The following is a 22,514-nucleotide window of genomic DNA, read 5'->3' on the forward strand; positions in this document are numbered from 1 at the left end:
TGTACGTATAGTGCGATTATCGCAGTCGCGATGCGTTTATCAACGTATTTGCCTTGGCACCTGATTGTTAAGGACCCGACCCGCCAGCAGTATCGGCTCTACAACACAGCCAATAAGCGGGAGCATCACATGATTCAGGGTTCGACTGAACTGGTCGCCATCGTCGGTTCACCTGTTACCCAGGTGAAATCGCCAGAAAACTTTAACCGCTGGTTCGCCGAGCACCAGAAAAACGTGGCCATGCTGGCCATCGACCTTGCGCCGGCCGCTCTGCAGAACTTCATCGAGACCCTGCGTGGCTGGCAAAACCTGCGCGGCTGTGTGGTCACCGTCCCCTACAAACAGCTGCTGGCCGGCCGCCTCGACAGCGTCAGTGAGCGCTCGGCGGTGCTGGGCTCGGTCAACGTCATTCGACGCGAAACCGATGGTCGACTGGTGGGCGATATCGTCGATGGCGAAGGCTTTCTCAGTGCTGCGCGTCAGCAGGGTTTCAACCCGCAAGACAAACAGGCGCTGGTCATCGGTACCGGTGGTGTCGGCAGTGCGATTGCTTATTCGCTGTGCCAGGCCGGGATCAGCCATCTGGTCATCAGTGATTTGAGCGCGGAGCGTGTCGAGGTGCTCGGCGAACTGTTGCGCGGTGCTTTTCCCGAGACGGTGATCAGCACCAACCCCGCCTCGCTCGAATACTTCGATCTGGTGGTCAATGCCTCCCCGGTCGGGATGGGCGCCACCGGCGATGAAGGCCCAATGCCGTTGTCGCCTGCCCTGATGCAATCGCTGCAAAGCTCGACGCTGGTAGCCGATGTCGTGACGTCGCCGGCCGTCACGCCGTTTCTCAGCTTCGCGCTTAACCGGGGGTGCGCCGTCCAGACCGGACCGGAAATGGCGGTGGCACAACTGGGCAACCTGGGGCACTTCATGGGCGTGACACCGCTGCAGATTTGATCCTGCGGCCTTGTCCACGACAGGCGATAGACAATGAACATGACAACTACCCAACCGACTGTCGGTGCTGACTCTAGCTACGACGTGATTGTCCTTGGCAGCGGTGCCGCCGGTTTCGCCGCTGCGGTGACCGCCAGTTGCCGTGGCCTGAAGGTCTTGCTGGTGGAGAAGACCGAAGCTTTCGGCGGTACCTCGGCGATCTCCGGCGGCGCGGTCTGGCTGCACGACACCGATCAGGCCCGGGCCGCGGGGCATCACCTGAGCGCCGAGCAGATGCGCCGCTATCTCAAGCAAGTGATCGGTCCTGGCTACAACCCGATGTTGGTCGACGCCTTCATCGACAACGGCCGCGAAGCCCTGCGTTATCTGCAGACTCACAGCGAACTCAAATACAGCCTGCGGCCGCTGTCGCCTGACTATTACCCGGACTTGCCCGGTGGTACCCAGGCTGGCCGCGCACTGGAAATCGACGAGTACGACGGGCGCAAGCTCGGTGAGCATTTCAAAGACTTGAAACGGCCACCGGACGGCATGCTGCTGTTCGGCGGCATGATGGTCAATCGTGTCGACATCCAGCACTTTCTCAGCTTCAAGCGCTCGCTGAAGTCTCTCTGGCACTGCCTTAAACTGATGGGCCGCTATGCCGTCGACCGTCTCAACCATCCACGCGGCACTCGCCTGACCGTGGGCAATGCCTTGATCGCGCGGCTGGCCACCACAGCGTTCGCCAACGGCGTCGACGTGTGGCTGCGAGCGACGCCCGAGGCGCTGTTGATTGAGCAGGGTTTGATAAAAGGCGTGCAGATCACTTGGCGTGGACACACCCGCAAGGTGTTCGCCCGGGGTGGCGTGGTGTTGGCCATGGGTGGTTTTGCCGCCGGCACACACGCCGCGCAACAGCGGCCTGCCAGCGAGTCGGATCACTGGAGCATGTCCCCGCCCGCCAACGTCGGTGACGGACAGCGGCTGGCCGCGTCGGTTAACGCCGCCATTGGCGACAACCTTTCGGCTAACTTTTTCTGGGCGCCAGTCTCGGTCCTGCACAAGCCCGACGGCAGCGTCGAGCGCTTTCCGCATCTGGTAACCGACCGTGCCAAACCCGGTGTGATCGCGGTTAACTGCGCCGGGCGGCGCTTCGTCAATGAGTCGGATTCCTACCACTGCTTCGTCGAAGGCATGTTCGCCAACGGCGGTGCCAATGCGCCTTGCTGGTTGATCTGTGACAGCGAAGCCTTGAACCGCTACGGCATGGGCCTGGCCCGCCCGCGACCGGTCGACAACAACGCATTGATCGATGCAGGTTATCTGCTGCGCGCAGACAGCCTCACCGAACTGGCCCTCATCACGGGCATCGACGCCACCGCTCTGCAGCAGACCCTGACGCAGTTCAACATAGATGCCGCCCAAGGTGTCGACTCTCAGTTCGGCAAAGGCAGCAACGCTTACAACCGCTACATGGGGGACCCGGAGCACGGTCCAAACCCGTGCCTGAAACCGCTGCACAAGGCGCCGTTTTATGCCATTCGCCTGTTTACCGGCGACCTCGGTTCCGCCCGTGGACTGCTCACCAATGCCCAGGCCAATGTGCTGGACCGCAGCGGCGCACCGATCCCCGGCCTGTACGCCGCCGGCAACGAAATGAATTCAATCATGGACGGCACCTACCCCGGACCCGGTATCACGCTCGGCCCGGGCATCACGTTCGGCTACCTCGCAGCCAGTGACATCGCCGCCCGCCTCGACCGCAGCACCACTCAAGAACCCAGCACTGGAGAACCGCATGTATTACGAACTGCGCACCTACACGATTAAACCGACCCGCCTCGGCGACTGGCTGAACCTGTACAAAAACGCGGCGCTGGCCGTGCAACAGGAACACCTGGGCAACCTTGTCGGTTTCTTCACCACTGAAATCGGCGAGGTCAATCAGGTGGTGCACATCTGGGCCTACACCAGCCTCGACGATCGCATGGTCCGACGCAATGCCATGGCCGCCGATCCACGCTGGCAGGACTTCGCCCGACAGAACAAGGAGCTCGATGCTGTGGAGACCCTGGAATCGCGCCTGATGCGCCCGACCGATTTTTCGCCGTTGAAGTAACCGCCCTCCCGTTGCGCCGCTCCCATCGGGGAGCGGGCAGCCCCGCCGAAAAAAAATTATGGAGGTCGCCATGAGCGCCCTGCCGTCGATGAACGACGATCCTCTTATCTGTGATGTTCTGGTCATTGGTTCCGGCGCTTCGGGCCTGGCCACTGCCGTCACCTGCGCCGAGCTTGGTCTCGATGTCATTGTGGTGGAAAAAGAACCTGTGCTGGGTGGCACCAGCGCCTGGTCCGGCGGTTGGCTGTGGATTCCCCGCAACCCGTTGGCCGTCGCCGAAGGAATCGTTGAAGAACCCGAACAAGCGCGAACCTACCTGCGTCATGAACTGCACAGCGATGTGCTCGACCCACGCATGCAGACATTCCTCGAGCATGGCCCGAAGATGATCGATTTTTTTCAGCGCCATACCGAAGTCCAGTTCTTTTCCGGTAGCAAAATGCCTGACTTTCACGCCAGCGAAGGCTTCGCCAGAGGCGGCCGCTCGGTCTGCGCGCAGCCGTTTGATGGTCGTCGCCTGGGGCCGTGGATCAAAAAACTGCGGCGTCCGCTGGACATCATCAGCCTTGCCGGCATGGGCATTGCCGGTGGCGCCGACCTCAATCATTTTCTCAATGCCACCCAATCGGCAACATCGCTGCTGTACACCGGCAGACGCCTGTTGCGCCATGCCCGTGACCTGATGAGCCACGGCCGCAGCATGCATCTGGTTAACGGCAATGCACTGGTGGCCCGGCTACTGAAAAGCGCTCTGGACCGAAACGTGCGCGTGCTGACCGATACACCGGTACATCAATTACTGCAAGAAGGTCGGCGTGTGGTCGGCGCTCGCATCGAGCGCAGCGGACGCTTGCTCGACGTGCGCGCACGACGTGGAGTGGTACTGGCCTGCGGCGGTTTTCCCCACGACCGGCAGCGTATCGCCCGCCACTTCGCCCATGCGCCTGATGGCAACGGTCACTTGAGCGCTGCTCCCAAGGGCAATACCGGTGATGGTCTGCGACTGGGTGAAAGCGTCGGGGCTCGCATTGCAACCGACCTGCTGCATGCCGCTGCGTGGGCCCCGGTCTCTCGCGTGCCGCGGGAGGACGGTGGCTTCAGTGGTTTTCCACATTTGATGGAGCGAGCGAAACCGGGGTTTCTCGCGGTACGCCAGGATGGTCGACGCTTCGTCAACGAGGCTGACTCCTACCATGACTATATGTGTGCACTGTTCGATGCCTGCGGACCGGCAGAACCCGCAGTGTCGTGGCTGATCTGCGACCACCGTGCCCAACGGCGCTATGGACTTGGCTGGTCCAGACCCTTTCCATTTCCGACAGAGTCCTACGTTCGCAGGGGCTATCTGTTCAAGGACGCGACCCTAGCAGGACTGGCACGCCAGTGCGGGATTGATGCACCGCAACTGGAAACCACGGTCAATACATTCAATCAGTTTGCCGAGAAAGGCTGCGATCCGGAGTTTGGGCGCGGTGAGTCGCTGTACAACAAAAACCAGGGGGAAGTCCTCCATGGTCCCAACCCCTCCCTTGGCAGTCTGCGCCAGGGACCTTTCTATGCCGTGAAGCTGGTTCCCGGCAGCCTCGGTACTTTCGCCGGACTGAAGACTGATGCCTGTGCCCGGGTACTGGACAACGAAGAAGCTCCGATTCCAGGATTGTTCGCCGTGGGCAATGACATGAACAGCATCATGAACGGTTACTACCCCAGTGGTGGCATCACCCTCGGGCCGGGTATGACGTTCGGTTTCATTGCAGGAAGGACACTCGCAGGTCAGATGGATCAGTAAGCAGCAGAAGAACGCAACGAACTGATTGTGCAAGGTGTCAACCTGGATCGATCGTGACAGGCAACAATCGGCCAAAAGCTGCCGGTCAGCACGGGCAGACATCGGCCAGAAGCTGTCAATCAGGAGACTCTGTTTCGCAAATTGTCGTTATAAAAACTCGAATGAGAGAGTGACACCTAGCTGAGCAATTTCAGCCAGGGTCGAGGGAGACAAAAAACCTCCCTCTTGCTCCTCGGAGCCCTTGATCGGCAGTACCAAATTGATCTCGAAAAACTCAGGGCTAATCTTCTCTTTAGCCTCACTTAGATGATTGGCACCACCCAAATAATCCAAAAGTTTCGGGATCATTTCATCCAGCCGACAGTCGTCAATAAAGTCTACTGCATACCTAGCGAATGAACGCTTTAACACGCTCTGGTTGACGGGTTCACCACGGACTCCGGACAGACCAGCAGCAACGCCGACTATGCAATCGACTTCCTCAAGGGTGAGGTCAAACCCTCGAAAGGTTAATGATGCAGACCTGAGTACATACCTCGACTTCATCGTAGCGTCTCCACTCACAGTGAAACGTCTCCTTGAAATATGCGAAATCAGGTCACCCTGAGCATTCACACCTGACCAATTTTGTTCCTGAGGGTTTCTACCCTATGATCAAGAGGTATAACTTCTTTCCTATCAAGACGTCGCTCATTTAACACCCCAGCAGACGCCTTCTGTCGATACTCAACCACTCCAGCAGGTAGCGAGAGTCAAGAATGCAAGAGTTCCAAGCAGTGTAGTGAAATCATCGACTCTCTGACTCTTGGCACCGTTGCTGCGATGTCCGCCTTGGGTCGGAAGCGGCCCTTGCTGACAGACTGCTATCGGCCAAAAGCAGTCATTCCCAAATTCATGCAAGAATCAGAAGACTTGCCGCTGCAACATTTGCCGAGGATTTACTCGAAGAAGACGCCAAAGATCTGCTGCTCCAGAGTTTGGCAGTAGCATTTTCAACAAACCTACTTTAGCGATGAGCTCAACATTGGTGGTTCGCGAAAGCCCCGAAGACTATTTGTTTAATCGCCCGATAAATTTCCAAAACTTCTTTGTTAGAAAGTACTTTCTCACCAGGATTAAAATCCACTCGCAATCCAATTTCCTCTTCATAAGCCCCATTAATAGAGCAGGTAAGCTGAAATATACAGTCATAGTAAAAATATTCATCATCACGCAAGTCTTTAAAAATCCATTCTTTCTTGCGGGCAACCTCATCAGAGCGATAGACCACGAAATCATTCGTCGCTTCTACCACCTCCAAGGTCCCACCCCAACTTTTGATGAATTCGAAAGCAGACCTACCTGGGTCATTCTTGCCAATATCATTGCGATCAACAAACACCTTAACCTTCCCAACATTACTACCAACGACATTTACACCGCTGATAAAAACCGTCTGACTCCCATCTTTAGAACTAACTCCTTTCGACATCAAATCTGAATTTAAACAATACTTCACACCGTCTACCAAAAAATAATTCACTTGCTGACTTTCAGTCACAACCCTACCCCATACCGACAAAGTAGTTAACACTAACGCAATCAGAAAATAAAACCTCATAGCTATTGATCCCTCGCACTTCCAGAAACATGGCGACCAAGAGGAATTAGCACACAATCAATCACCCTTCCGCTATCAGATTTTACTTCAGCTGCAACTGACACCAAAAGTGACAGCTGAATATCCCACCCCATCACCCGAACTTTATTTTTCAAGATCCTGATTTTATATAAAAGACCAAGCCTTTAATCTTCGATCGCATCATTGGACACGCTGACAGCGTCGGCGACTGTACCTCCGTCCTTATCTACAATCGCGCCAAAATGAACACCACTCGACTCTGCCCCTGACGAAGGAACACTAATGCGAGCGTAGACTAGGCGCGCCGGATGAATTAAAAACTCTTAGATCAAAATGCTATCACTGAATCTTTTGTTTAGAAGCCGAAGAGGACTACTCACCCGATTGCATTCCTGAGTCCTGGCGCTTTAATCCTTGCTAGTCCCTGCTTGATATAGCCCGTACTTCCATCGATTGTGTGTAGCTCCGAGAACGCTGTCACAGACATCCTAAGATTCTTTCAACTGACACACATTGAACATCGCAGCCTCCGTGACTACGGCGACTAGATCGCCGCTGACGTCATACAGGCCGATCTCAAGAATCCAATCACCCCGACTTCGGGCAGAATGAGTGACTCGGTGATCACGGTGTTGGGGTTGGGGTTATGCGGCCAGGGCCGTCATCTCTTGCGTGATGCTTCCAGGTAGCGTGACGAATGAAGTCTTTCGATTGCTGCCTGTCGCCACCGGCAGCAATGGGTCTCAGCCGGTCGCGACCGGCTGAGACCGGCCGGAAGCGGCAATCTCTCATTCTCTTCCGTGTAGGGAGCACAACCTGGACAAAAGCACTACCTACCATACACTTGGCAAACAAAGGCACGTTTTTGTTTTCTGGCTAGCTAGCCTAGGTTAGGCCTATGAACCCTCGCTATCACGAGATACACCGGGCCGAGATCAAACGACGGTTGTATCGCTACGCCGATCAACAGTGGGATGCTCTTCTTGGTGCATTCGCCACAAGTATTATCCTTGCGGGCTTTGGGGTCAGTTTCTTTTTTTCGCCCATACCAGGAAGCTGGATTATAGGATTCGTATTCTTTTTCTTGAGTGCACTTTTTTTCGCCATGTATAGGTGGTTGCTTCGGACCCTGAGAAAGCGGGAAATAGACAGTGGATGGCTCAATACATCTGATCAATTAATTTTCATACTGCTTACTTGTCTGGCTTTATTTTTATCTGACACTAATGAGTGGATCTATTTTTTCGTCTTTCTTTGCGCAAGTGCATACAGTACTTGGCGTCTACGACAGAACCTGCGAACTCATTTGATGCGCTACTATTTTCGCGAAGCGCGCGAGTACATTCGAGAGGTAGAACGGTACAGCCCTCGCCCTAAACGCCCAACCGTGCTGAAAGCGCCACCATAGGGAAGGAGTACTTTGGTTCGCAAGCTGACCTTTTTGACCGGCAGCAACCGGCCATTACATAGCAGACCTCGGACGCGCTGCTAGACTCCGCAATGAGGCCAAAGACAATGCCGCCATTCCTACTCGCCTCATTTCGTGTTTCTGGCGCGACACTCAAGCAAAACAGGGAGTTACGCATGAGCAAGGAACGTTATGCGACAGAAACGACGGAAAATACTACGCCACTTCTGCCGTCTACTTATAATAAGGAAGCCTCATGGAATCTCATAATCCCTACTCCCCACCCACTGCAGTGGTTCTCGAACTCAACGAACAACCAACTGACGAAATGATAGAAAACCTACCGATTTCTGCAGTTTGGAAAGAGCGCTTCAAGGCAATCGCTCATGCAGGCGGGCCAAAGCTACCCAACCTCAAAAATCTTCCAAAGCCGGAGCGAAGAAAAGCCTTCTCTTTTAACATATTGGCGTATCTCTTCGGCCCAATATATTACCTATCAAAAGGAATGTGGAAGAAATCAATCACATACTTAATCTTGTCAGTTGCCATTATTATAGTCCTAAGTTTTCTTCTAGATGCGCTCGGATACCCCGAATTATCCAATGCCCTCAAATATGGAGTAAGTGCATTTTATGCACTCCGCGCAAACATAGACTTTTACAAAAAAACCGTCCTACATAGCAACGGATGGTGGTGACAGCTAACAATGCGCTCAACCACCGCTTACTTCGTTTGAAAACTGGGCGCATATTTATTTCTTCTACTCTAATCGGCCTCTCCAAGACGGCAGTCCTGGGTCGCTTTCTGCCTCTCGCGACGGGCAGAAAACGGCCAATAGCGGCCCTTCATAGGCGGCTGCTTTCGTCCCCTGTAAACGGCATCTCCAGGGTCTTCGCGATTCGGGCCAATATCTTTGTGCATTCTTCAGAAACAATAAGCGGTGGCTCATTAATCATGTAAAGCAGGTGTTCGAACGCTATTCCAGCCTCGTTGTGATCGACATAATCGAGAACGATTTCACCACCATTCTCTAAACCTGCCTGAGCTAACGCATGGTCATCCGGTACTGGGCCGGTTTGTTCGTATGCAATGGACATCAGCGCGGTGATTTCCTTGAGCGCCTCTATGAAGTCGGTTCTCAAGTCGTGGTTATGGCCGCTCACTAAAAACGCTCCTTCGATTAAGATAACTTGCGGTCAGCATGCCTCTGGTCGATTGCGGCCCATCGAGATCGACTGCCAACGACCAAAAGCGGACTGAATGAGTTTTTCGATTCACTCTGAAGGTAGAGCGGGCTGGCGCTCACTCATAAAACTTGCCAGCCAACAATATGGTCGCGCAACGCAGCCATACGTTTGATACCGGAGCATTCGATAGAGAGCTCCTGCTACTGGCGCTCGCCCAAGCAGCCGCTGCATCAAGAAACGTATCTACAGACCCATTTTCCCACCCCAAGGCACCGGGTCCATAGGGGGATGATGGCGTCGTCTTCTTCAACACACGCTCATTGGAAAAATCAGAACCAAGCGCCTCGATAAACCCGATGAACGATTGCTCATCGTTTACGCTTTCCAACAACTCATAAAGATCTACAGACATAGGCATCCTTGCATCGGCGGATTAGCGAAAGAGTGCTGGCCGGCATGCTGCTATGCAGTTAGATGGACAGTCAACCTCTACCATTGCCAGCGTCCGCTTTGGGTTGTGGATTCAACCGGTCGATGCAACACAACTAAATTCTGTGTGAGCAGAAGGAGTGTTGCAGATGAAGCAGAGACCTCGGATCTATTACACCGAAAGTCAGAAAAAACTGATGTGGGATCACTGGCAGAAAGGCGACTCTCTCCAGCACATCGCCCAACTATTTGATCGAAACCACTCATCGATACAGCGCATCTTGGCGGAGACCGGGGGGATCAGACCCGCTGTACGCCGCAGGTCCAGATTGGCGCTGACGTTGGCTGAACGCGAAGAGATTTCGCGTGCAGTGGTGGCAGGTAACTCGATCCGTTCCATAGCCGCGCTGCTAGGGCGAGCAGCCTCTACGATCAGTCGTGAGATCAGACGCAACGGTGGCCAAGGAGGCTACCGGGCTAATCGAGCGGATCAGGCGGCCTGGGATCGCGCCCATCGACCCAAGATCTGCAAGCTTGTTGAGCACCGAGCGGTGGCGCAAATTGTTGCAGGCAAGCTTCAAGTGCAGTGGTCACCGGAACAAATTGCCGGCTGGCTGAAGCGCACCTACCCGGACGATACGAGCTATCAGGTGTCACACGAGACGATCTATCGCACCCTCTTCATACAGGCTCGCGGGGCTCTGAAGAAGGAGTTGCTTGAGCATTTACGGCGAACGCGAGCCATGCGTCGCTCGCGCCATCACACGCAGAAGAAAGAAAATCACGGTCGAATCACAGACGCGGTATCGATCCGCGAACGCCCGGCCGCAGCTCAGGATCGGGCGGTGCCAGGTCACTGGGAAGGTGACCTGCTGTGCGGTAGCAGGAACAGCCAGATTGCCACTCTTGTGGAGCGTCATACCCGTTACGTAATGCTGGTGAAGTTGGCCGGTAAGGATACCGAGACGGTCATCAGCGCCCTGATCGAAAACGCCCGCGAACTTCCCGAGGAACTCTACCAATCGCTGACCTGGGATCGCGGCAAAGAGATGGCTGACCATAAGCGCTTTACGGTGGCTACCGACATCAAGGTCTACTTCTGCGACCCTCATCGTCCCTGGCAACGGGGATCGAATGAGAACACCAACGGGTTGTTAAGGCAGTACTTCCCGAAAGGGACCGACCTGGCGGAGCACTCGCAAGCCACGCTCAATGAAGTGGCAAGGCAGCTGAACAGCCGTCCTCGGAAAACACTAAACTACGAAACGCCCGCTGAACGATTTAGCCAATCTGTTGCATCGACCGGTTGAATCCACAGTCGGTTGCTGCCCTTCGAGACAGTCAGCAATCGGCCAGATTGCGGACTTCAAAACTATGGGAGTGTGTGGTTTCCATCCGGTTCGCAGACACGTCTGCTAGCATCCGCTTTTTGTATATTTCTGAGCTACCAGCATGCTACGGATCGCCAGCTGTTCCCTCCTGCTCACAATGGCTTCTCAATCGGTTCTGGCCGAACAGGTATTCCAGTGTGGTGAAGCCACAGTCACCATGAGCGTCGACACGACCCTGCCATTACGATCGACTGAAGGCCTTACGTCATACTGCGTGTAGAACGTGGTCCGCGTTCGACACTCCTGCGGTACAGCAACGTCGATTTCATAGGAGGCACGTGCGACACCGACGCGAACAGCGCCCCACGAATCGTCTACCAGGCGGTATGCAGCGGTAGCGGTTGTTCCGATTTATCCAACTGGGGTGTTAGCGATCCATTGAGCTTGCAGGCGTTGCTCGTGCCTGCGGATGACAGCCTGGAGCCTGCCACCCGGCTGCTCGGCCATCGACCGACGCTCAAGGGCGCGAGGATGAATGTGAGCGACGAAGCACGTCGACTGGGATTGCCGACGCCGTAATGGCTGTTCAGCATGTCTGCCATGGGTCGTTTGCGACGTTTGCAGCTGATTCAGACCGCACGCTCGGGTTACTTGAAAACTGGCACGCTGGCTGACCCGTTTGGTTTTTTCAGGTATTCACGCAGCCGGGCACCGATCTCGGCGATTTTCGCCTCCCCGGCACGCAAGGCTTGCGGGTTGGTATGCACCGAGTAGTTTCCCAGCGAGAGATCATAAGGATGAGGCTCCGCGGAGCCGATCACGAAGACCGTATCGCTGTGCCCGGCCTTGAGCGTAACGCTGCCGCTACCGGGTTCGAAGACGACCATTTCTCCCGTCATGACCACCTCCGGAGCGCCAAGGACCCCGCGACTGACACTCAGCCACAACGACTCATGCCCCTTGGGCGGCACATAAGTCCAGGATTCTCCGGCAGGCAGCGTGACCAGCAGGTAGTTCATGCCAGCGGGAGCACGGACCGGGCTTTGCACACCCTGGTACGTCCCCAGGATCACACGCGCCGGTCCCGTTTGCGGCATCGCGCCTGACTCCAGGTATTGGCTATCGACACTGGCGTTTTCCAATGCCGGCGGTAATGCGACCCACAGCTGAAAACCTTGAATGCGCTTCGATGTACCGACCGACATTTCCTTGCCATGCCAGACCCCGCCACCCGCGCGCATCCATTCAACACCGCCATAGTCAATCATCCCCGTACCCGAATCAGCATCCTCAAAACGCAAATTGCCTTCGGTAATGACGGTGACAGTGGCGATGCCCGAATGCGGATGCAGCGGCATGCCGTTGATGAATGAGCTCTCGCCTTCAAACAGGTCAAGGAACACAAAAGGCTTGATCAGGTGGCCAAGATCCGAAGGGCTCATCAACCGGACAATCGCGCCATGCCCACTGCCGGTGGTGCGGTAGCGGATGGCCCGCCGGGTAACGGTGTCTTGTGTATCGATCTGAGGTTGTTGCTTGAAAGGCATCGTGAATACTCGAAGTTGGCGGCCTTTCGGCCCGATGCTCCAGACAATAGGCCAGGCCTGATTACTTGATAAGGCGGTACAATTGGATTGCACTCGTCCACCAGCATCAGGAATGCCCCGCCATGCTCGACCTCAATGACATCGCCATGTTTGTCCAGGTAGTACATTGCGGCAGCTTTGCAGAAGCCGCACGACGGCTGGGCATGCCGCCCAATACCGTGAGTCGGCGCATCCAGCAGCTTGAAACGCGGCTCGGCACCCGGTTGCTGCAACGCTCCACTCGCAAGCTCACGCTCACCAGTGCAGGCCAGGGCTTTCATGAGCGTTGCGTGGGTGCCGTCGATGACCTGCTGGAAGCGGGACAGGATTTGATCACGGGCAGTAGCGAGCCCAGTGGCCGGGTTCGCGTGGCGGCTCCGGCAGACTTTTTCGACTTCTTCGAGATGGCGTGGGTGAGCGAGTTTCTGACCGCGTATCCACGCGTGCGACTCGACTTCGTGCTCAGCGATGCAAAGGCCGACCTGATCGCCGAGCAGATCGATGTCGCCTTTCGCGGCGGCCCCTTGCGCGATTCAGGCTATGTCGGTCGTCAGATCCTTGACCCGCGCAGCGTCGGGATGGTTGCCAGCCCCGACTACCTCGCGGCGCGTGGCTCACCCCGCACGCTACAGGACCTGGCGAGCCACGACTGCGTGATTTCCGCGCATCCCGGCGGCCATGCCACATGGCATTTGATCGGCCCGAAGGGTGAGGAAGAGATACAAGTGACCGGGCGCTTCAGCGGCAATACCGCTCAGTCGCAGCGCAAGGCCGCCGTGGCGGGCCTCGGCATCGCGTTGCTGCCGCCGCTGATGGCCAAGCTTGAAGTGGATACCGGCGTACTGGTCCCGGTGTTGCCTCAATACCAGCCCAACGGCTACGGCCTGAATGTGCTGTATCCGAGCCGCCGACAGCTTCCGCCCGCAGTGTCGGCGTTCATCGGTTTGGTGATTCGGAAGATGAATGCGGCAGATGTACCGCAGGTTTATCAGTAACCGCACCCGATGCTGGCGACTTACCGGGTTGTATCGAGGACAAGCCTGCCCCGCAAATGACGGCCCATGCTTTTCTCGATCGCCGCTTTGGCCTCACTCAACGGGTAGGCCTCGACGTCGACCGTGAGGTGGCCCTTGTCGAACAGTTCGGCAATGAGCGTGAGCTGTCGGCCATCGGAACGGGTGGCGAAGTTGGCGGGGGTCACGCCATAGTCGTTGGCCAGCGACATATTCGGCAGGCTCACTGGCGAGACCAGCACACCGTTTCTTTTCAGAACTTTGAACGAACGGTTTTGCGTTTCGCCGCCCACCAGATCCAGTACGACATCGACACCGGCCACCAGCTCGTCGAATGCCTGGGTCCTGTAGTCGATGGTGTAATCGGCACCGAGGTCCTTCAGGTAGGCATGATTGTGCGCAGAGGCCGTTGCGTAGACTTCAGCGCCCAGGTATTTGGCAATCTGCACCGCCATGCTGCCCACACCACCGGCCGCGGCATGGATCAACACCTTCTGCCGCCGTTGCACGCCAGCGTGGTCGGTCAGGGCTTGCCAGGCCGTCAGGGCAGTTGCGGGGACAGCGCTGGCCTGCAAGGCACTCAGCGATTTGGGTTTTATCGCCAGCTTTGCAACCTGGGCAACCGCCTTGGTCGCATAACCGCCGACGATGTTGATGAAGCCGAACACTTCATCGCCAATGCTGAACTCAGTGACGCCCTGCCCCAGCGCGATCACGGTACCGGCCACTTCGACTCCCGGGGTAAACGGCAGCGGTAACGGGATGAACGCTTTCATGGCACCGGACAGGATCTTCCAGTCAATCGGGTTGACCCCTGCCCCGCCGACATCGATCAGCACTTCACCAATACCTGCCACCGGGTCTGTAATGTCTTCCAGACGTAAAACTTCAGGGCTGCCGTATTCGTACACGCGTATGGCTTTCATGGAGGTCTCGACTATTGAATAAGGGAGGAAAACACTGCGCTGCGAGGGACCGGCCTTCGCAGCGCGGGGGGTATCAACGACGGCGAGCGTCGAGGCTGAAGCGACCGGCACCAAAGGCCACGACCTGAAGCAGGCCACCGGCCATCGCGATGTTCTTGAAGAAGTGGATGAACTGGTTCTGATCGCCCAGCGCGTTATGGAAAGCCAGTGCGGTAAACACACTGAACACGGCCAGTACCGCGGCAACGGTGCGGGTGCGGTAACCGGCGATCAACGCCAGGCCGCCACCGATCTCGACAACGATCGCCAACGCCAGCGCCAGTTGCGGAAGCGGAAGGCCCACGGAGCTGATGTAGCCGACCATCATCGCGGGAGCGGCCAGTTTCGAAAAACCGGAGAGAATGAAAATTGCGCTGAGCAGTACGCGGCCGATCAACGAGGCCGAGGCTTGGGTCACGTCGGACCGGTTCTGTTCAGAGTGGGTGGAAGGAGCGATGTTTGCGGAAGTCGTCATGAGGTAATTCCTTCAAAGTTTGCGCGACTCGCCATGAATCGCTGCTGTGAAGAAATCTTGCGCCTTGACATCTAATCTGAATAGAAGACTAATTTAGATCATTAGGTTCGAATAAATAGGCAAGCAATTCACATCATCGAAAGGGAGTTCAATCGTGAAAAACGCTGAACGGACCTCTGCAACAGGCCCGGACGCGCACATTCGCGGTCAGCGCCTGGCCGCATCCGGGTCCGCGGGTACTGACCATTACGCTCGAGGAAACAGGCATGATTTCTGATCCCGGAACACCGACACTCGACCAACTGCGGGTGTTCCTGACCGTTGTTGAAGTCGGCAGTTTTGCAGCGGCTGCCAGAAAGCTGCATCGTGCCACTTCAGTCATCAGCTACTCGATTGCCAACCTGGAAACGCAACTCGGTGTGTCGCTGTTCGACCGTCAGACCACACGCAAACCGCAGCTCACCGACGCCGGCCGCACCGTGCTGGCCGAAGCCAGGACCATCGCCAACGGCATTCATGGTTTACGCGCCAAAGTGAAGGGGCTGCTTCAGGGCCTCGAAGCCGAAGTTCACGTGGTGCTCGATGTGATGCTGCCCCCGGAGCGCGTGGTGGACGCCCTCAAATCCTTTCGGGAAGAATTTCCTACGGTTGCCCTGCACTTGCACATGGAAGCCCTCGGCGCCGTCACGGAACTGGTGATCAACCGAGGCGCAATCGTCGGCGTCAGTGGGCCGATGAACGAAGGTCTCGACGGTATCGAAAGAATTGGCGTCGGCAGCGTCGAGTTGATTCCGGTGGCAGCCCCGAATCATCCGCTGGCTTCGAGCGACTCGAATGTTCCAGGCGCCGGGCGAGAGTTCACGCAACTGGTGCTGTCCGATCGCTCGCTGCTGACCAGGGACAAGGATTTCGCCGTGCTCAGCAACCGCACCTGGCGCCTGGCGGATCTGGGCGCCAAGCACATGCTGCTGCGCGAAGGCATCGGTTGGGGGAACATGCCGGCGCCGATGGTCCAGGAGGATCTGGAGAGCGGCCGGCTCGTGCAGTTGAACATTCCGGAATACAAAAGCGGAAAATATTCCTTCGACGTCATCTACCGCACGGATCTGCCACCGGGTCCGGCGGCAAGGTGGTTGATCGACCGTTTCGTTCAACAAGGCGCGGCGCTGGAGCATCAAGGATTGAACCAGGAAAGTCGGCCCCCCTGATCTCACACTTTGTTACCGCATACCCCAGCCGGGTGTAAAAACCTGCGTTGGTAACAGCCTCGCAGGCCACCTCTCCCCTGCGCTCACCTGCCCGCCAAGCCCATCCCAGAGCGCTGCCCGCGTTTTCTCAAACGCCCAATCCGCGAATTGGCCGGGTGATTGCATATGATTGTCTGTACAAGTACTTGCGTGTGCATAAGACACTTCGCTACGCAGTACATGCGCTCTTGCGGCACAAGCGCTTTCGATGGTCCTTGGGAAAAAAATAATGAAAAAAGCATTTCTCACCCTTTCTGCATTGGCTTTGTGTGTGGCTGCCGGTTCTGCGCTGGCCAAGGAGTACAAGGAGTTGCGCTTTGGCGTCGACCCCTCTTATGCGCCGTTCGAATCCAAGGCCGCCGATGGCAGCCTGGTGGGCTTCGATATCGACCTGGGCAACGCGATCTGCGCTGAGCTGAAGGTCAAGTGCAAGTGGGTTGAAAGCGACTTCGATGGCATGATTCCCGGCCTCAAGGCCAACAAGTTCGATGGCGTGATCTCTTCCATGACCGTCACGCCGGCGCGTGAGAAAGTCATCGACTTCTCGAGCGAGCTGTTCTCTGGCCCGACCGCGCTGGTATTCAAGAAAGGCACGGCCATCGGCACCGATCCGGCCTCCCTCAAGGGCAAGAAAGTCGGCTACGAGCAAGGCACCATCCAGGAAGCCTACGCTAAGGCCGTGCTGGACAAGGCCGGGGTCGAGACCCAGGCCTACGCCAACCAGGACCAGGTGTACGCCGACCTGATCTCCGGACGCCTCGATGCCTCTATCCAGGACATGCTGCAAGCCGAACTGGGCTTCCTGAAGTCGCCACCAGGCGCCGACTTCCAGATCAGCGAGCCGGTCGAAAGCCCCCTGCTGCCGGCCAAAACCGCCGTGGGCCTGACCAAAGGCAATGCCGAGCTCCAGGCCTTGCTGAACAAAGGGATCAAGGCACTGCACGACAACGGCACCTATGCGGCCGTCCAGCAGAAGCACTTTGGCGATCTGAATCTCTACAGCGACAAATAATGACCCTGCGCCCATTCTCGGATGGGCACTTTTTTGATTGAGGTAGGGCTGCTCAATGCTAGAAAACCTATTGCAGATTCTTGGGCTGTCAGGCTTCAGCCTCAAGGGCTTCGGCCCGCTGTTGCTGCAAGGCTCCTGGATGACTGTCAAATTATCCTTTCTGTGCTTGCTGGTGAGCGTTGGCCTGGGCCTGATCGGCGCCAGCGCCAAGCTTTCGAAATCGGCACTGCTGCGCGTCCCTGCGCAGGCCTACACCACGCTGATCCGCGGGGTGCCGGACCTGGTGCTGATGCTGTTGATTTTCTACAGCCTGCAAACCTGGCTGACCAGCCTGACCGAAGCACTGGACTGGGACTATATCGAAATCAACCCCTTCAGCGCCGGAGTCATTACCCTGGGCTTCATCTACGGGGCTTATTTCACCGAAACCTTCCGTGGCGCCATCCTTGCCGTACCGCGAGGGCAAATGGAAGCGGCTACCGCCTACGGCCTGACCCGTGCCCAGCGCTTTCGCCTGGTGGTGTTCCCGCAAATGATGCGTTTTGCCCTGCCGGGCATCGGCAATAACTGGATGGTGATCCTCAAGGCCACCGCGCTGGTGTCGATCATTGGCCTGGCCGATCTGGTCAAGGTGGCCCAGGACGCGGGCAAGAGCTCCTATCAGCTGTTCTTCTTCCTGATCCTGGCCGCCTTGATCTATCTGGTGATAACCACCGTTTCGAACTACGTCTTGCGCCGGATGGAAATCTTCTACGCCGCAGGCACCCGGGAGGCCGTGCGATGATCGAGCTACTGCAGGAATACTGGAAACCTTTCCTGTTCCAGGACGGCAATCACATCACCGGGCTGGCCATGACCCTCTGGCTGCTCAGTGCCTCGATCTTCTTCGGCTTCGTGATGTCGATCCCGCTGTCGATTGCCCGGGTCTCGAGCAATGTCCTGGTGCGCTGGCCGGTGCAGTTCTACACCTATCTGTTTCGGGGTACGCCACTCTATATTCAGCTGCTGATCTGCTACACCGGCATTTACAGCCTGGCCGCGGTGCGTGCCCAGCCAGTACTGGATGCGTTCTTTCGCGATGCGATGAACTGCACCATCCTGGCCTTCGCCCTGAACACCTGCGCCTACACCACGGAGATCTTCGCCGGGGCAATTCGCAGCATGGCCCACGGTGAGGTCGAAGCGGCCAAAGCCTACGGGCTGACCGGCTGGAGGCTGTACACCTACGTGATCATGCCGTCCGCCCTGCGTCGCTCGCTGCCTTACTACAGCAACGAAGTGATTCTGATGCTGCACTCGACCACCGTGGCCTTCACCGCAACCATCCCGGACATTCTGAAAGTCGCGCGGGACGCCAACTCGGCGACCTTCCTGACCTTCCAGTCGTTCGGTATCGCCGCGTTGATCTACCTGGCAGTCACTTTCTCCCTGGTCGGCCTGTTCCGCCTGGCTGAACGCCGTTGGTTGTCCTTCCTCGGCCCGGCCCACTAATTCAGGATGCTTGTTCATGTACAAACTGACCGTTGAAAACCTGCACAAAAGTTACGGCAACCATGAAGTGCTCAAGGGCGTTTCGCTAAACGCCAGGACCGGCGATGTGATCAGCCTGATTGGCGCCAGTGGTTCGGGCAAGAGCACTTTTCTGCGTTGCATCAACTTCCTGGAAACGCCCAACGACGGCGCCATGAGCCTGGACAACCAGCCGATCAAAATGGTCCATGACCACCACGGCATGCGCGTGGCCGACGCCAAAGAACTGCAACGCATCCGCACTCGCCTGGCGATGGTGTTCCAGCACTTCAACCTGTGGAGCCACATGACTGTGCTGGAAAACATCACCATGGCTCCACGCCGGGTGCTGGGCGTCAGCAAGAAGGACGCGGAGGATCGCGCCCGGCGCTACCTGGACAAGGTCGGTTTGCCGGCACGCGTCGCAGATCAGTACCCGGCGTTTCTCTCGGGTGGCCAGCAGCAACGGGTCGCCATTGCCCGTGCCCTGAGCATGGAGCCGGAGATCATGCTGTTCGACGAGCCGACTTCGGCCCTGGACCCGGAACTGGTGGGCGAAGTGCTCAAGGTGATCCAGGGTCTGGCCGAAGAAGGCCGCACCATGATCATGGTGACCCACGAAATGAGCTTTGCGCGCAAAGTGTCGAACCAGGTGCTGTTCCTGCACCAGGGGCGGGTCGAAGAGCAAGGTGTGCCCGAGGACGTATTGGGCAATCCAAAAAGCGAGCGTCTGCAGCAATTCCTCAGCGGCAACCTGAAGTAACCGCAGCGTCTTCGAGCGACCGCAGGGTCGCTCGAAGACGCTGGTTCAACCCTCAAAACGTCCCGTGGAATCCCGGTCGCGTTCGTAGTGTCGTGTGAGCGGAAACGGCGGCAACCAGGCCTCGCGACGCACGACCCAGCTCTCGTAGGTTGGCGTCAGCTGGTCAGGGGCATCCAGGGATCCGAGGTTCACTTCGATTTCGTCTGCGCTGCGGGCGAACACGGACGAACCGCAGTGCGGACAGAAATGCCGCCCGGCGTAGTCACGTGTTTCGCCTTCGATCGTCACGGCATCCTGATGAAATATCGCGAACGCGTGAAACAGCGCTCCATGATGCTTGCGGCAATCCAGGCAGTGACAGACACCAACCCGGAACGGGCGCCCCGACGCGACCAGGCGCACCTTGCCGCACAAACAACCGCCGGTGAATCGGTCCATGCCGTGTCTCCTCTAAAGCCACGCTGCCAGGTTGAGCGGTACCGACCATTCTCGCGATTGCCAATTGTAGGTCGATTCGGCGCACACCCCCAAGGTCGTCAGGCTGCGGGTGGTGTCCAGGCCGGCACAGCCAATCACCGACCGTGTGTTTAACAGTTTTTGAGAGTTATTGATTCGGATTATCCCGCTGCTGCAGGCAGCATCCGGCCCGCATTGACCGGCGTGCAAGCACCTGCTTTGCGTAACCGACTGGCGAGTAACCGTGCCCAAATACGAGGCACCCAGACCAATGCCTGGCGCCAGATCGGAACCCGAATGACAATTTTCATCACTTGAGAACCAAACACATGGGCATGTCGAATAAATGGATTGCGGGTATTGCTTTGAGCTGTGTATTTCAGGTCGGCTGCGTCTCGAAAGTGGCGCAGCAAGAGCAATACTCGGGCTTCCTGGGCAACTACCAGGGCCTGGAGGAGCAAACTACACCGAGTGAGCAGAAAGTATTGCGCTGGGTATCGCCGGGGTTCGATCCTCGCGCGTACTCCACAGTCGTGTTCAGGCAGATGGAGCTGTATCCAGCGCCGAAGCCGACTGCGCGCGTCAGCCTGAAGACACTGCAAGACTTGCAATTGATGGCCAGTAATAGCGTCAAGACCGCCTTTGCCCGCCGCTATACAATCGTCCCTTACCCGCAACTGGCGCCAACCAATTCGCGTTCGCTGATCCTGCAGGCGGCGATCACTCACGTCAGCGCCAACAACGAAGGCATGCACTGGTACGAGGCCGTTCCAATCGGCGCGATTGTCGGGGCAACACAAGCAGCCACCGGACATCGGGACCAGACTGCCGAGATGTACATCGAAGCCAACCTGATCGACTCCAAGACCGGTTTGCCGGTGGCGAAGGTCGTTCGCAAGGTATTCGGCGCGACGCTCGACAATGCCGAGCAGCCGATTGTTGCCAATGACTTCAAGGTTGCACTCAAAGGCATGACAGACGATATGCAGGCCCTCCTCCTCAAGCATTGACGCTCAAGCAAACCCCATCGCAAACGTCGCAGTGCCTGCCGTCCACCGGCATTGGCAGGCATGGCAAACAGACCGGCATGGGGTTTCAAAGTGGCGCCACGTCGCTTTTCCCTCTGACAAACCGTCAGCCGTGCCGACGCCTGACGTGAGGCCCAATGATGAAAATACCGGCCCATACCTTAGCGGTCCTTATGCTGTTACTGAGCACCAGCGCCCTGGCGGCGACGGTGGTCCCCCTCAAAGGTCAGACTTCCCAGACCATCCAGCAGGACACCAGTGCCTGCCAATCCCAGGCCAACGCGCAATTTCCGGTACAAAGCACCGTGCCTTCCGGTGGCCGGGTAAAGGGCGCCGCTACCGCCGCGGTAGCCGGGGCCACCGCGGCAGAAGTCCGGGGCCGCCAGCATGAAAACGTCTATGACCAGATCGACGACGATACCAAGCAAGACTATCGCCAGAACCGGGCACGCAGTGCCGCGGCTGCGGGAGCCGTCGTGGGGGCTTCCAGGCAGCGACAGGAGCGCCGGCAGAACCTGAATGCGAGCGAGCAAAGCACCACCGCCAACAACTCGGTCTACAGCAGCTGCCTGCAACAACGTGGCTACGATGTTTTGCCCTGATCGGCGGCGAAGATGACCCGGAACGTTTACCGACCTTCCTGTCCATGACTCAACGAACCCAACCGAATTGAACTTGAGGGCTCCACCCATGCGCCTTGTATGTGTTCCTGTCGTGGTGTTCGCTTCCTGGCTCCTTGCCGGTTGTGCCACCTCCCCGAACAATCCGACTTCAACGTTGCAAACGGACAAATCTCCCGAGCAGTATGTTGACTGTCTCGTACCGAAGTTACAGGACAAAGAGATGAGTCCTTTGGTGTCACGGAGCGAACGCAGCTACCGGGTTGTCGTTTCAAGCAAAGTTGCCGTAGACACTGTGCTGGAAACCCATAGGGCACAGGATGGCGGCAAGGTGTATCTATACGAGCGCCAATTGCTGGCCTCGACCTTCAAGCCATCGAGCTTCGAGCGCACCGCACAGGAATGCCTGTAGCACCAGCCAGCGACTTGCCGGTTCATGATTGAGCGGCCCCAAAAAAGCCCCGCGCCCTTGATAAAAGGACGCGGGGCAAAGGCCGTTGAACGAGAGGTGAGGATCGTTTACGTCGCGACAGGCAAACCCTGAACGCGATATGTGTCAACGCTCCTCGAGATCCATTTAAAGCTGTAATCAGCCTGGTTCAAAGCTAATTGGAATCAAAAATGCTTTGCAATCTTCCAGGCGCAAAAAAAACAATCATTGACTTGTATTGTGAAAACTCTCAACCCGTTCAAGTAGCAACTAATACCTTGTCCGGACAACAACGACAGTCCACTCAGACCTTGCTGCGCGCAAATCCACCTGCCCGAGCTTGCAGTTTTCGGATAGCGCAGATAGTCCATTCCAAGCATTATTCATGGTGTCCAAATCGAAAACCATGGGTCATCCAGCAATGTTTTTCCTTCGTTTGAGTCAACTGATTCCACTGACAGCCTGGGCTGTTGGCCACACTGCATGCCGCTGAAACGAGCCATTGCAGCATTGTAAATGCGACACACCGTGCACCTTCCGCCTGGCCCTCATCTTCGTTCGCCTCCAAGACCAGAATGTACCGCGCCTAATCCGGC

23 protein-coding genes are annotated in these 22,514 nt (G+C 57.0%); 15 read left to right on the top strand and 8 right to left on the bottom strand.

Annotated features, from left to right (window positions below; translation table 11 throughout):
• Positions 1-129: 129 nt before the first annotated feature.
• The 4 genes from AC06G5_RS16480 (at position 130) to AC06G5_RS16495 (ending at position 4,838) form a co-directional block, all read left to right on the top strand.
• Positions 130-948, top strand: coding sequence for a shikimate dehydrogenase family protein (locus AC06G5_RS16480; RefSeq protein WP_480457608.1), 819 nt, complete (start codon positions 130-132; stop codon positions 946-948).
• 39 nt (positions 949-987) lie between these two features.
• Positions 988-2,760 carry an FAD-dependent oxidoreductase gene (locus tag AC06G5_RS16485; RefSeq protein WP_480459903.1) on the top strand — a complete coding sequence of 591 codons (1,773 nt, stop codon included), beginning with the start codon at positions 988-990 and terminating at the stop codon, positions 2,758-2,760.
• Positions 2,729-3,049: an NIPSNAP family protein gene (locus AC06G5_RS16490; RefSeq protein ID WP_480457610.1), complete on the top strand. Its 321-nt coding sequence runs from the start codon at positions 2,729-2,731 to the stop codon at positions 3,047-3,049. The genes AC06G5_RS16485 and AC06G5_RS16490 overlap by 32 nt, the downstream gene beginning before the upstream one ends.
• A gap of 70 nt (positions 3,050-3,119) precedes the next feature.
• The gene (locus tag AC06G5_RS16495) at positions 3,120-4,838 is read left to right on the top strand and encodes an FAD-dependent oxidoreductase (protein ID WP_480457612.1); all 1,719 of its coding nucleotides are present in this window, start codon (positions 3,120-3,122) and stop codon (positions 4,836-4,838) included.
• 147 nt (positions 4,839-4,985) lie between these two features.
• Here AC06G5_RS16495 and AC06G5_RS16500 read toward each other — a convergent pair whose 3' ends face one another.
• Both AC06G5_RS16500 and AC06G5_RS16505 read right to left on the bottom strand, forming a co-directional pair.
• Complete coding sequence (locus tag AC06G5_RS16500; protein ID WP_480457614.1) at positions 4,986-5,384, bottom strand: hypothetical protein; 399 nt, start codon at positions 5,382-5,384, stop codon at positions 4,986-4,988.
• A gap of 472 nt (positions 5,385-5,856) precedes the next feature.
• The gene (locus AC06G5_RS16505) at positions 5,857-6,378 is read right to left on the bottom strand and encodes a hypothetical protein (RefSeq protein ID WP_480457616.1); all 522 of its coding nucleotides are present in this window, start codon (positions 6,376-6,378) and stop codon (positions 5,857-5,859) included.
• Between the two features lie 1,745 nt (positions 6,379-8,123).
• Here AC06G5_RS16505 and AC06G5_RS16510 point away from each other — a divergent pair.
• The gene (locus AC06G5_RS16510; protein WP_413705057.1) at positions 8,124-8,564 is read left to right on the top strand and encodes a DUF2628 domain-containing protein; all 441 of its coding nucleotides are present in this window, start codon (positions 8,124-8,126) and stop codon (positions 8,562-8,564) included.
• A gap of 148 nt (positions 8,565-8,712) precedes the next feature.
• Here the strand turns inward: AC06G5_RS16510 and AC06G5_RS16515 are convergent, their stop codons facing one another.
• Both AC06G5_RS16515 and AC06G5_RS16520 read right to left on the bottom strand, forming a co-directional pair.
• Positions 8,713-9,030 (bottom strand): hypothetical protein, encoded by a 318-nt coding sequence (locus AC06G5_RS16515; RefSeq protein WP_258673500.1) that lies wholly within the window; start codon positions 9,028-9,030, stop codon positions 8,713-8,715.
• 139 nt (positions 9,031-9,169) lie between these two features.
• On the bottom strand, positions 9,170-9,466 hold the full coding sequence (locus AC06G5_RS16520) for a DUF7660 family protein (RefSeq protein WP_258673501.1): 297 nt from the start codon (positions 9,464-9,466) through the stop codon (positions 9,170-9,172).
• Positions 9,467-9,632: 166 nt separating this feature from the next.
• On the opposite strand from AC06G5_RS16520, the gene AC06G5_RS16525 reads away from it, so the two are divergent.
• Positions 9,633-10,793, top strand: a complete 1,161-nt coding sequence (locus tag AC06G5_RS16525; RefSeq protein ID WP_480457619.1) for an IS30 family transposase — start codon at positions 9,633-9,635, stop codon at positions 10,791-10,793.
• Positions 10,794-11,461: 668 nt separating this feature from the next.
• Here AC06G5_RS16525 and AC06G5_RS16530 read toward each other — a convergent pair.
• The gene (locus AC06G5_RS16530) at positions 11,462-12,361 is read right to left on the bottom strand and encodes a pirin family protein (protein WP_413428640.1); all 900 of its coding nucleotides are present in this window, start codon (positions 12,359-12,361) and stop codon (positions 11,462-11,464) included.
• Positions 12,362-12,483: 122 nt separating this feature from the next.
• On the opposite strand from AC06G5_RS16530, the gene AC06G5_RS16535 reads away from it, so the two are divergent.
• Complete coding sequence (locus AC06G5_RS16535) at positions 12,484-13,395, top strand: LysR family transcriptional regulator (RefSeq protein ID WP_413428635.1); 912 nt, start codon at positions 12,484-12,486, stop codon at positions 13,393-13,395.
• 20 nt (positions 13,396-13,415) lie between these two features.
• Here AC06G5_RS16535 and AC06G5_RS16540 read toward each other — a convergent pair whose 3' ends face one another.
• Both AC06G5_RS16540 and AC06G5_RS16545 read right to left on the bottom strand, forming a co-directional pair.
• On the bottom strand, positions 13,416-14,339 hold the full coding sequence (locus AC06G5_RS16540) for an NADP-dependent oxidoreductase (protein WP_413704693.1): 924 nt from the start codon (positions 14,337-14,339) through the stop codon (positions 13,416-13,418).
• A gap of 73 nt (positions 14,340-14,412) precedes the next feature.
• Positions 14,413-14,853, bottom strand: coding sequence for a DoxX family protein (locus AC06G5_RS16545; RefSeq protein ID WP_413704692.1), 441 nt, complete (start codon positions 14,851-14,853; stop codon positions 14,413-14,415).
• A gap of 266 nt (positions 14,854-15,119) precedes the next feature.
• Between AC06G5_RS16545 and AC06G5_RS16550 the strand changes: the two genes are divergently transcribed.
• The 5 genes from AC06G5_RS16550 to AC06G5_RS16570 all read left to right on the top strand — a co-directional run bounded on the left by AC06G5_RS16550 (position 15,120) and on the right by AC06G5_RS16570 (position 19,384).
• On the top strand, positions 15,120-16,061 hold the full coding sequence (locus AC06G5_RS16550; protein ID WP_413704691.1) for a LysR family transcriptional regulator: 942 nt from the start codon (positions 15,120-15,122) through the stop codon (positions 16,059-16,061).
• A 268-nt stretch (positions 16,062-16,329) separates the two neighbouring features.
• Positions 16,330-17,112 carry a transporter substrate-binding domain-containing protein gene (locus AC06G5_RS16555; protein WP_413428647.1) on the top strand — a complete coding sequence of 261 codons (783 nt, stop codon included), beginning with the start codon at positions 16,330-16,332 and terminating at the stop codon, positions 17,110-17,112.
• 55 nt (positions 17,113-17,167) lie between these two features.
• The gene (locus AC06G5_RS16560) at positions 17,168-17,896 is read left to right on the top strand and encodes an ABC transporter permease (RefSeq protein ID WP_413428648.1); all 729 of its coding nucleotides are present in this window, start codon (positions 17,168-17,170) and stop codon (positions 17,894-17,896) included.
• The gene (locus AC06G5_RS16565; RefSeq protein WP_413428649.1) at positions 17,893-18,603 is read left to right on the top strand and encodes an ABC transporter permease; all 711 of its coding nucleotides are present in this window, start codon (positions 17,893-17,895) and stop codon (positions 18,601-18,603) included. Before AC06G5_RS16560 ends, AC06G5_RS16565 begins: the two co-directional genes overlap by 4 nt.
• A gap of 16 nt (positions 18,604-18,619) precedes the next feature.
• On the top strand, positions 18,620-19,384 hold the full coding sequence (locus tag AC06G5_RS16570; protein WP_413704690.1) for an ABC transporter ATP-binding protein: 765 nt from the start codon (positions 18,620-18,622) through the stop codon (positions 19,382-19,384).
• A gap of 45 nt (positions 19,385-19,429) precedes the next feature.
• On the opposite strand, the gene AC06G5_RS16575 is transcribed toward AC06G5_RS16570, so the two are convergent.
• A complete protein-coding gene (locus AC06G5_RS16575) occupies positions 19,430-19,822 on the bottom strand; it encodes a GFA family protein (RefSeq protein WP_413704689.1) in 393 nt (130 codons plus the stop codon).
• Positions 19,823-20,169: 347 nt separating this feature from the next.
• On the opposite strand from AC06G5_RS16575, the gene AC06G5_RS16580 reads away from it, so the two are divergent.
• The 3 genes from AC06G5_RS16580 (at position 20,170) to AC06G5_RS16590 (ending at position 21,900) form a co-directional block, all read left to right on the top strand.
• Complete coding sequence (locus tag AC06G5_RS16580) at positions 20,170-20,850, top strand: DUF3313 domain-containing protein (RefSeq protein WP_413428606.1); 681 nt, start codon at positions 20,170-20,172, stop codon at positions 20,848-20,850.
• Positions 20,851-21,008: 158 nt separating this feature from the next.
• Complete coding sequence (locus tag AC06G5_RS16585) at positions 21,009-21,470, top strand: hypothetical protein (protein ID WP_413428614.1); 462 nt, start codon at positions 21,009-21,011, stop codon at positions 21,468-21,470.
• An 88-nt stretch (positions 21,471-21,558) separates the two neighbouring features.
• On the top strand, positions 21,559-21,900 hold the full coding sequence (locus AC06G5_RS16590; protein ID WP_413428607.1) for a hypothetical protein: 342 nt from the start codon (positions 21,559-21,561) through the stop codon (positions 21,898-21,900).
• Positions 21,901-22,514: the final 614 nt, after the last annotated feature.

It is taken from the genome of Pseudomonas sp. WT-JTC (assembly GCF_056711565.1).

Excerpts from the sequence above, each read along its gene's own strand:
- AC06G5_RS16480 (WP_480457608.1), top strand. The coding sequence starts at position 130 with ATGATTCAGGGTTCGACTGAACTGGTCGCCATCGTCGGTTCACCTGTT.
- AC06G5_RS16485 (WP_480459903.1), top strand. The coding sequence starts at position 988 with ATGACAACTACCCAACCGACTGTCGGTGCTGACTCTAGCTACGACGTG.
- AC06G5_RS16490 (WP_480457610.1), top strand. The coding sequence starts at position 2,729 with ATGTATTACGAACTGCGCACCTACACGATTAAACCGACCCGCCTCGGC.
- AC06G5_RS16495 (WP_480457612.1), top strand. The coding sequence starts at position 3,120 with ATGAGCGCCCTGCCGTCGATGAACGACGATCCTCTTATCTGTGATGTT.
- AC06G5_RS16500 (WP_480457614.1), bottom strand. The coding sequence starts at position 5,384 with ATGAAGTCGAGGTATGTACTCAGGTCTGCATCATTAACCTTTCGAGGG.
- AC06G5_RS16510 (WP_413705057.1), top strand. The coding sequence starts at position 8,124 with ATGGAATCTCATAATCCCTACTCCCCACCCACTGCAGTGGTTCTCGAA.
- AC06G5_RS16520 (WP_258673501.1), bottom strand. The coding sequence starts at position 9,466 with ATGTCTGTAGATCTTTATGAGTTGTTGGAAAGCGTAAACGATGAGCAA.
- AC06G5_RS16525 (WP_480457619.1), top strand. The coding sequence starts at position 9,633 with ATGAAGCAGAGACCTCGGATCTATTACACCGAAAGTCAGAAAAAACTG.
- AC06G5_RS16530 (WP_413428640.1), bottom strand. The coding sequence starts at position 12,361 with ATGCCTTTCAAGCAACAACCTCAGATCGATACACAAGACACCGTTACC.
- AC06G5_RS16535 (WP_413428635.1), top strand. The coding sequence starts at position 12,484 with ATGCTCGACCTCAATGACATCGCCATGTTTGTCCAGGTAGTACATTGC.
- AC06G5_RS16540 (WP_413704693.1), bottom strand. The coding sequence starts at position 14,339 with ATGAAAGCCATACGCGTGTACGAATACGGCAGCCCTGAAGTTTTACGT.
- AC06G5_RS16545 (WP_413704692.1), bottom strand. The coding sequence starts at position 14,853 with ATGACGACTTCCGCAAACATCGCTCCTTCCACCCACTCTGAACAGAAC.
- AC06G5_RS16550 (WP_413704691.1), top strand. The coding sequence starts at position 15,120 with ATGATTTCTGATCCCGGAACACCGACACTCGACCAACTGCGGGTGTTC.
- AC06G5_RS16555 (WP_413428647.1), top strand. The coding sequence starts at position 16,330 with ATGAAAAAAGCATTTCTCACCCTTTCTGCATTGGCTTTGTGTGTGGCT.
- AC06G5_RS16560 (WP_413428648.1), top strand. The coding sequence starts at position 17,168 with ATGCTAGAAAACCTATTGCAGATTCTTGGGCTGTCAGGCTTCAGCCTC.
- AC06G5_RS16565 (WP_413428649.1), top strand. The coding sequence starts at position 17,893 with ATGATCGAGCTACTGCAGGAATACTGGAAACCTTTCCTGTTCCAGGAC.
- AC06G5_RS16570 (WP_413704690.1), top strand. The coding sequence starts at position 18,620 with ATGTACAAACTGACCGTTGAAAACCTGCACAAAAGTTACGGCAACCAT.
- AC06G5_RS16575 (WP_413704689.1), bottom strand. The coding sequence starts at position 19,822 with ATGGACCGATTCACCGGCGGTTGTTTGTGCGGCAAGGTGCGCCTGGTC.
- AC06G5_RS16580 (WP_413428606.1), top strand. The coding sequence starts at position 20,170 with ATGGGCATGTCGAATAAATGGATTGCGGGTATTGCTTTGAGCTGTGTA.
- AC06G5_RS16585 (WP_413428614.1), top strand. The coding sequence starts at position 21,009 with ATGAAAATACCGGCCCATACCTTAGCGGTCCTTATGCTGTTACTGAGC.
- AC06G5_RS16590 (WP_413428607.1), top strand. The coding sequence starts at position 21,559 with ATGCGCCTTGTATGTGTTCCTGTCGTGGTGTTCGCTTCCTGGCTCCTT.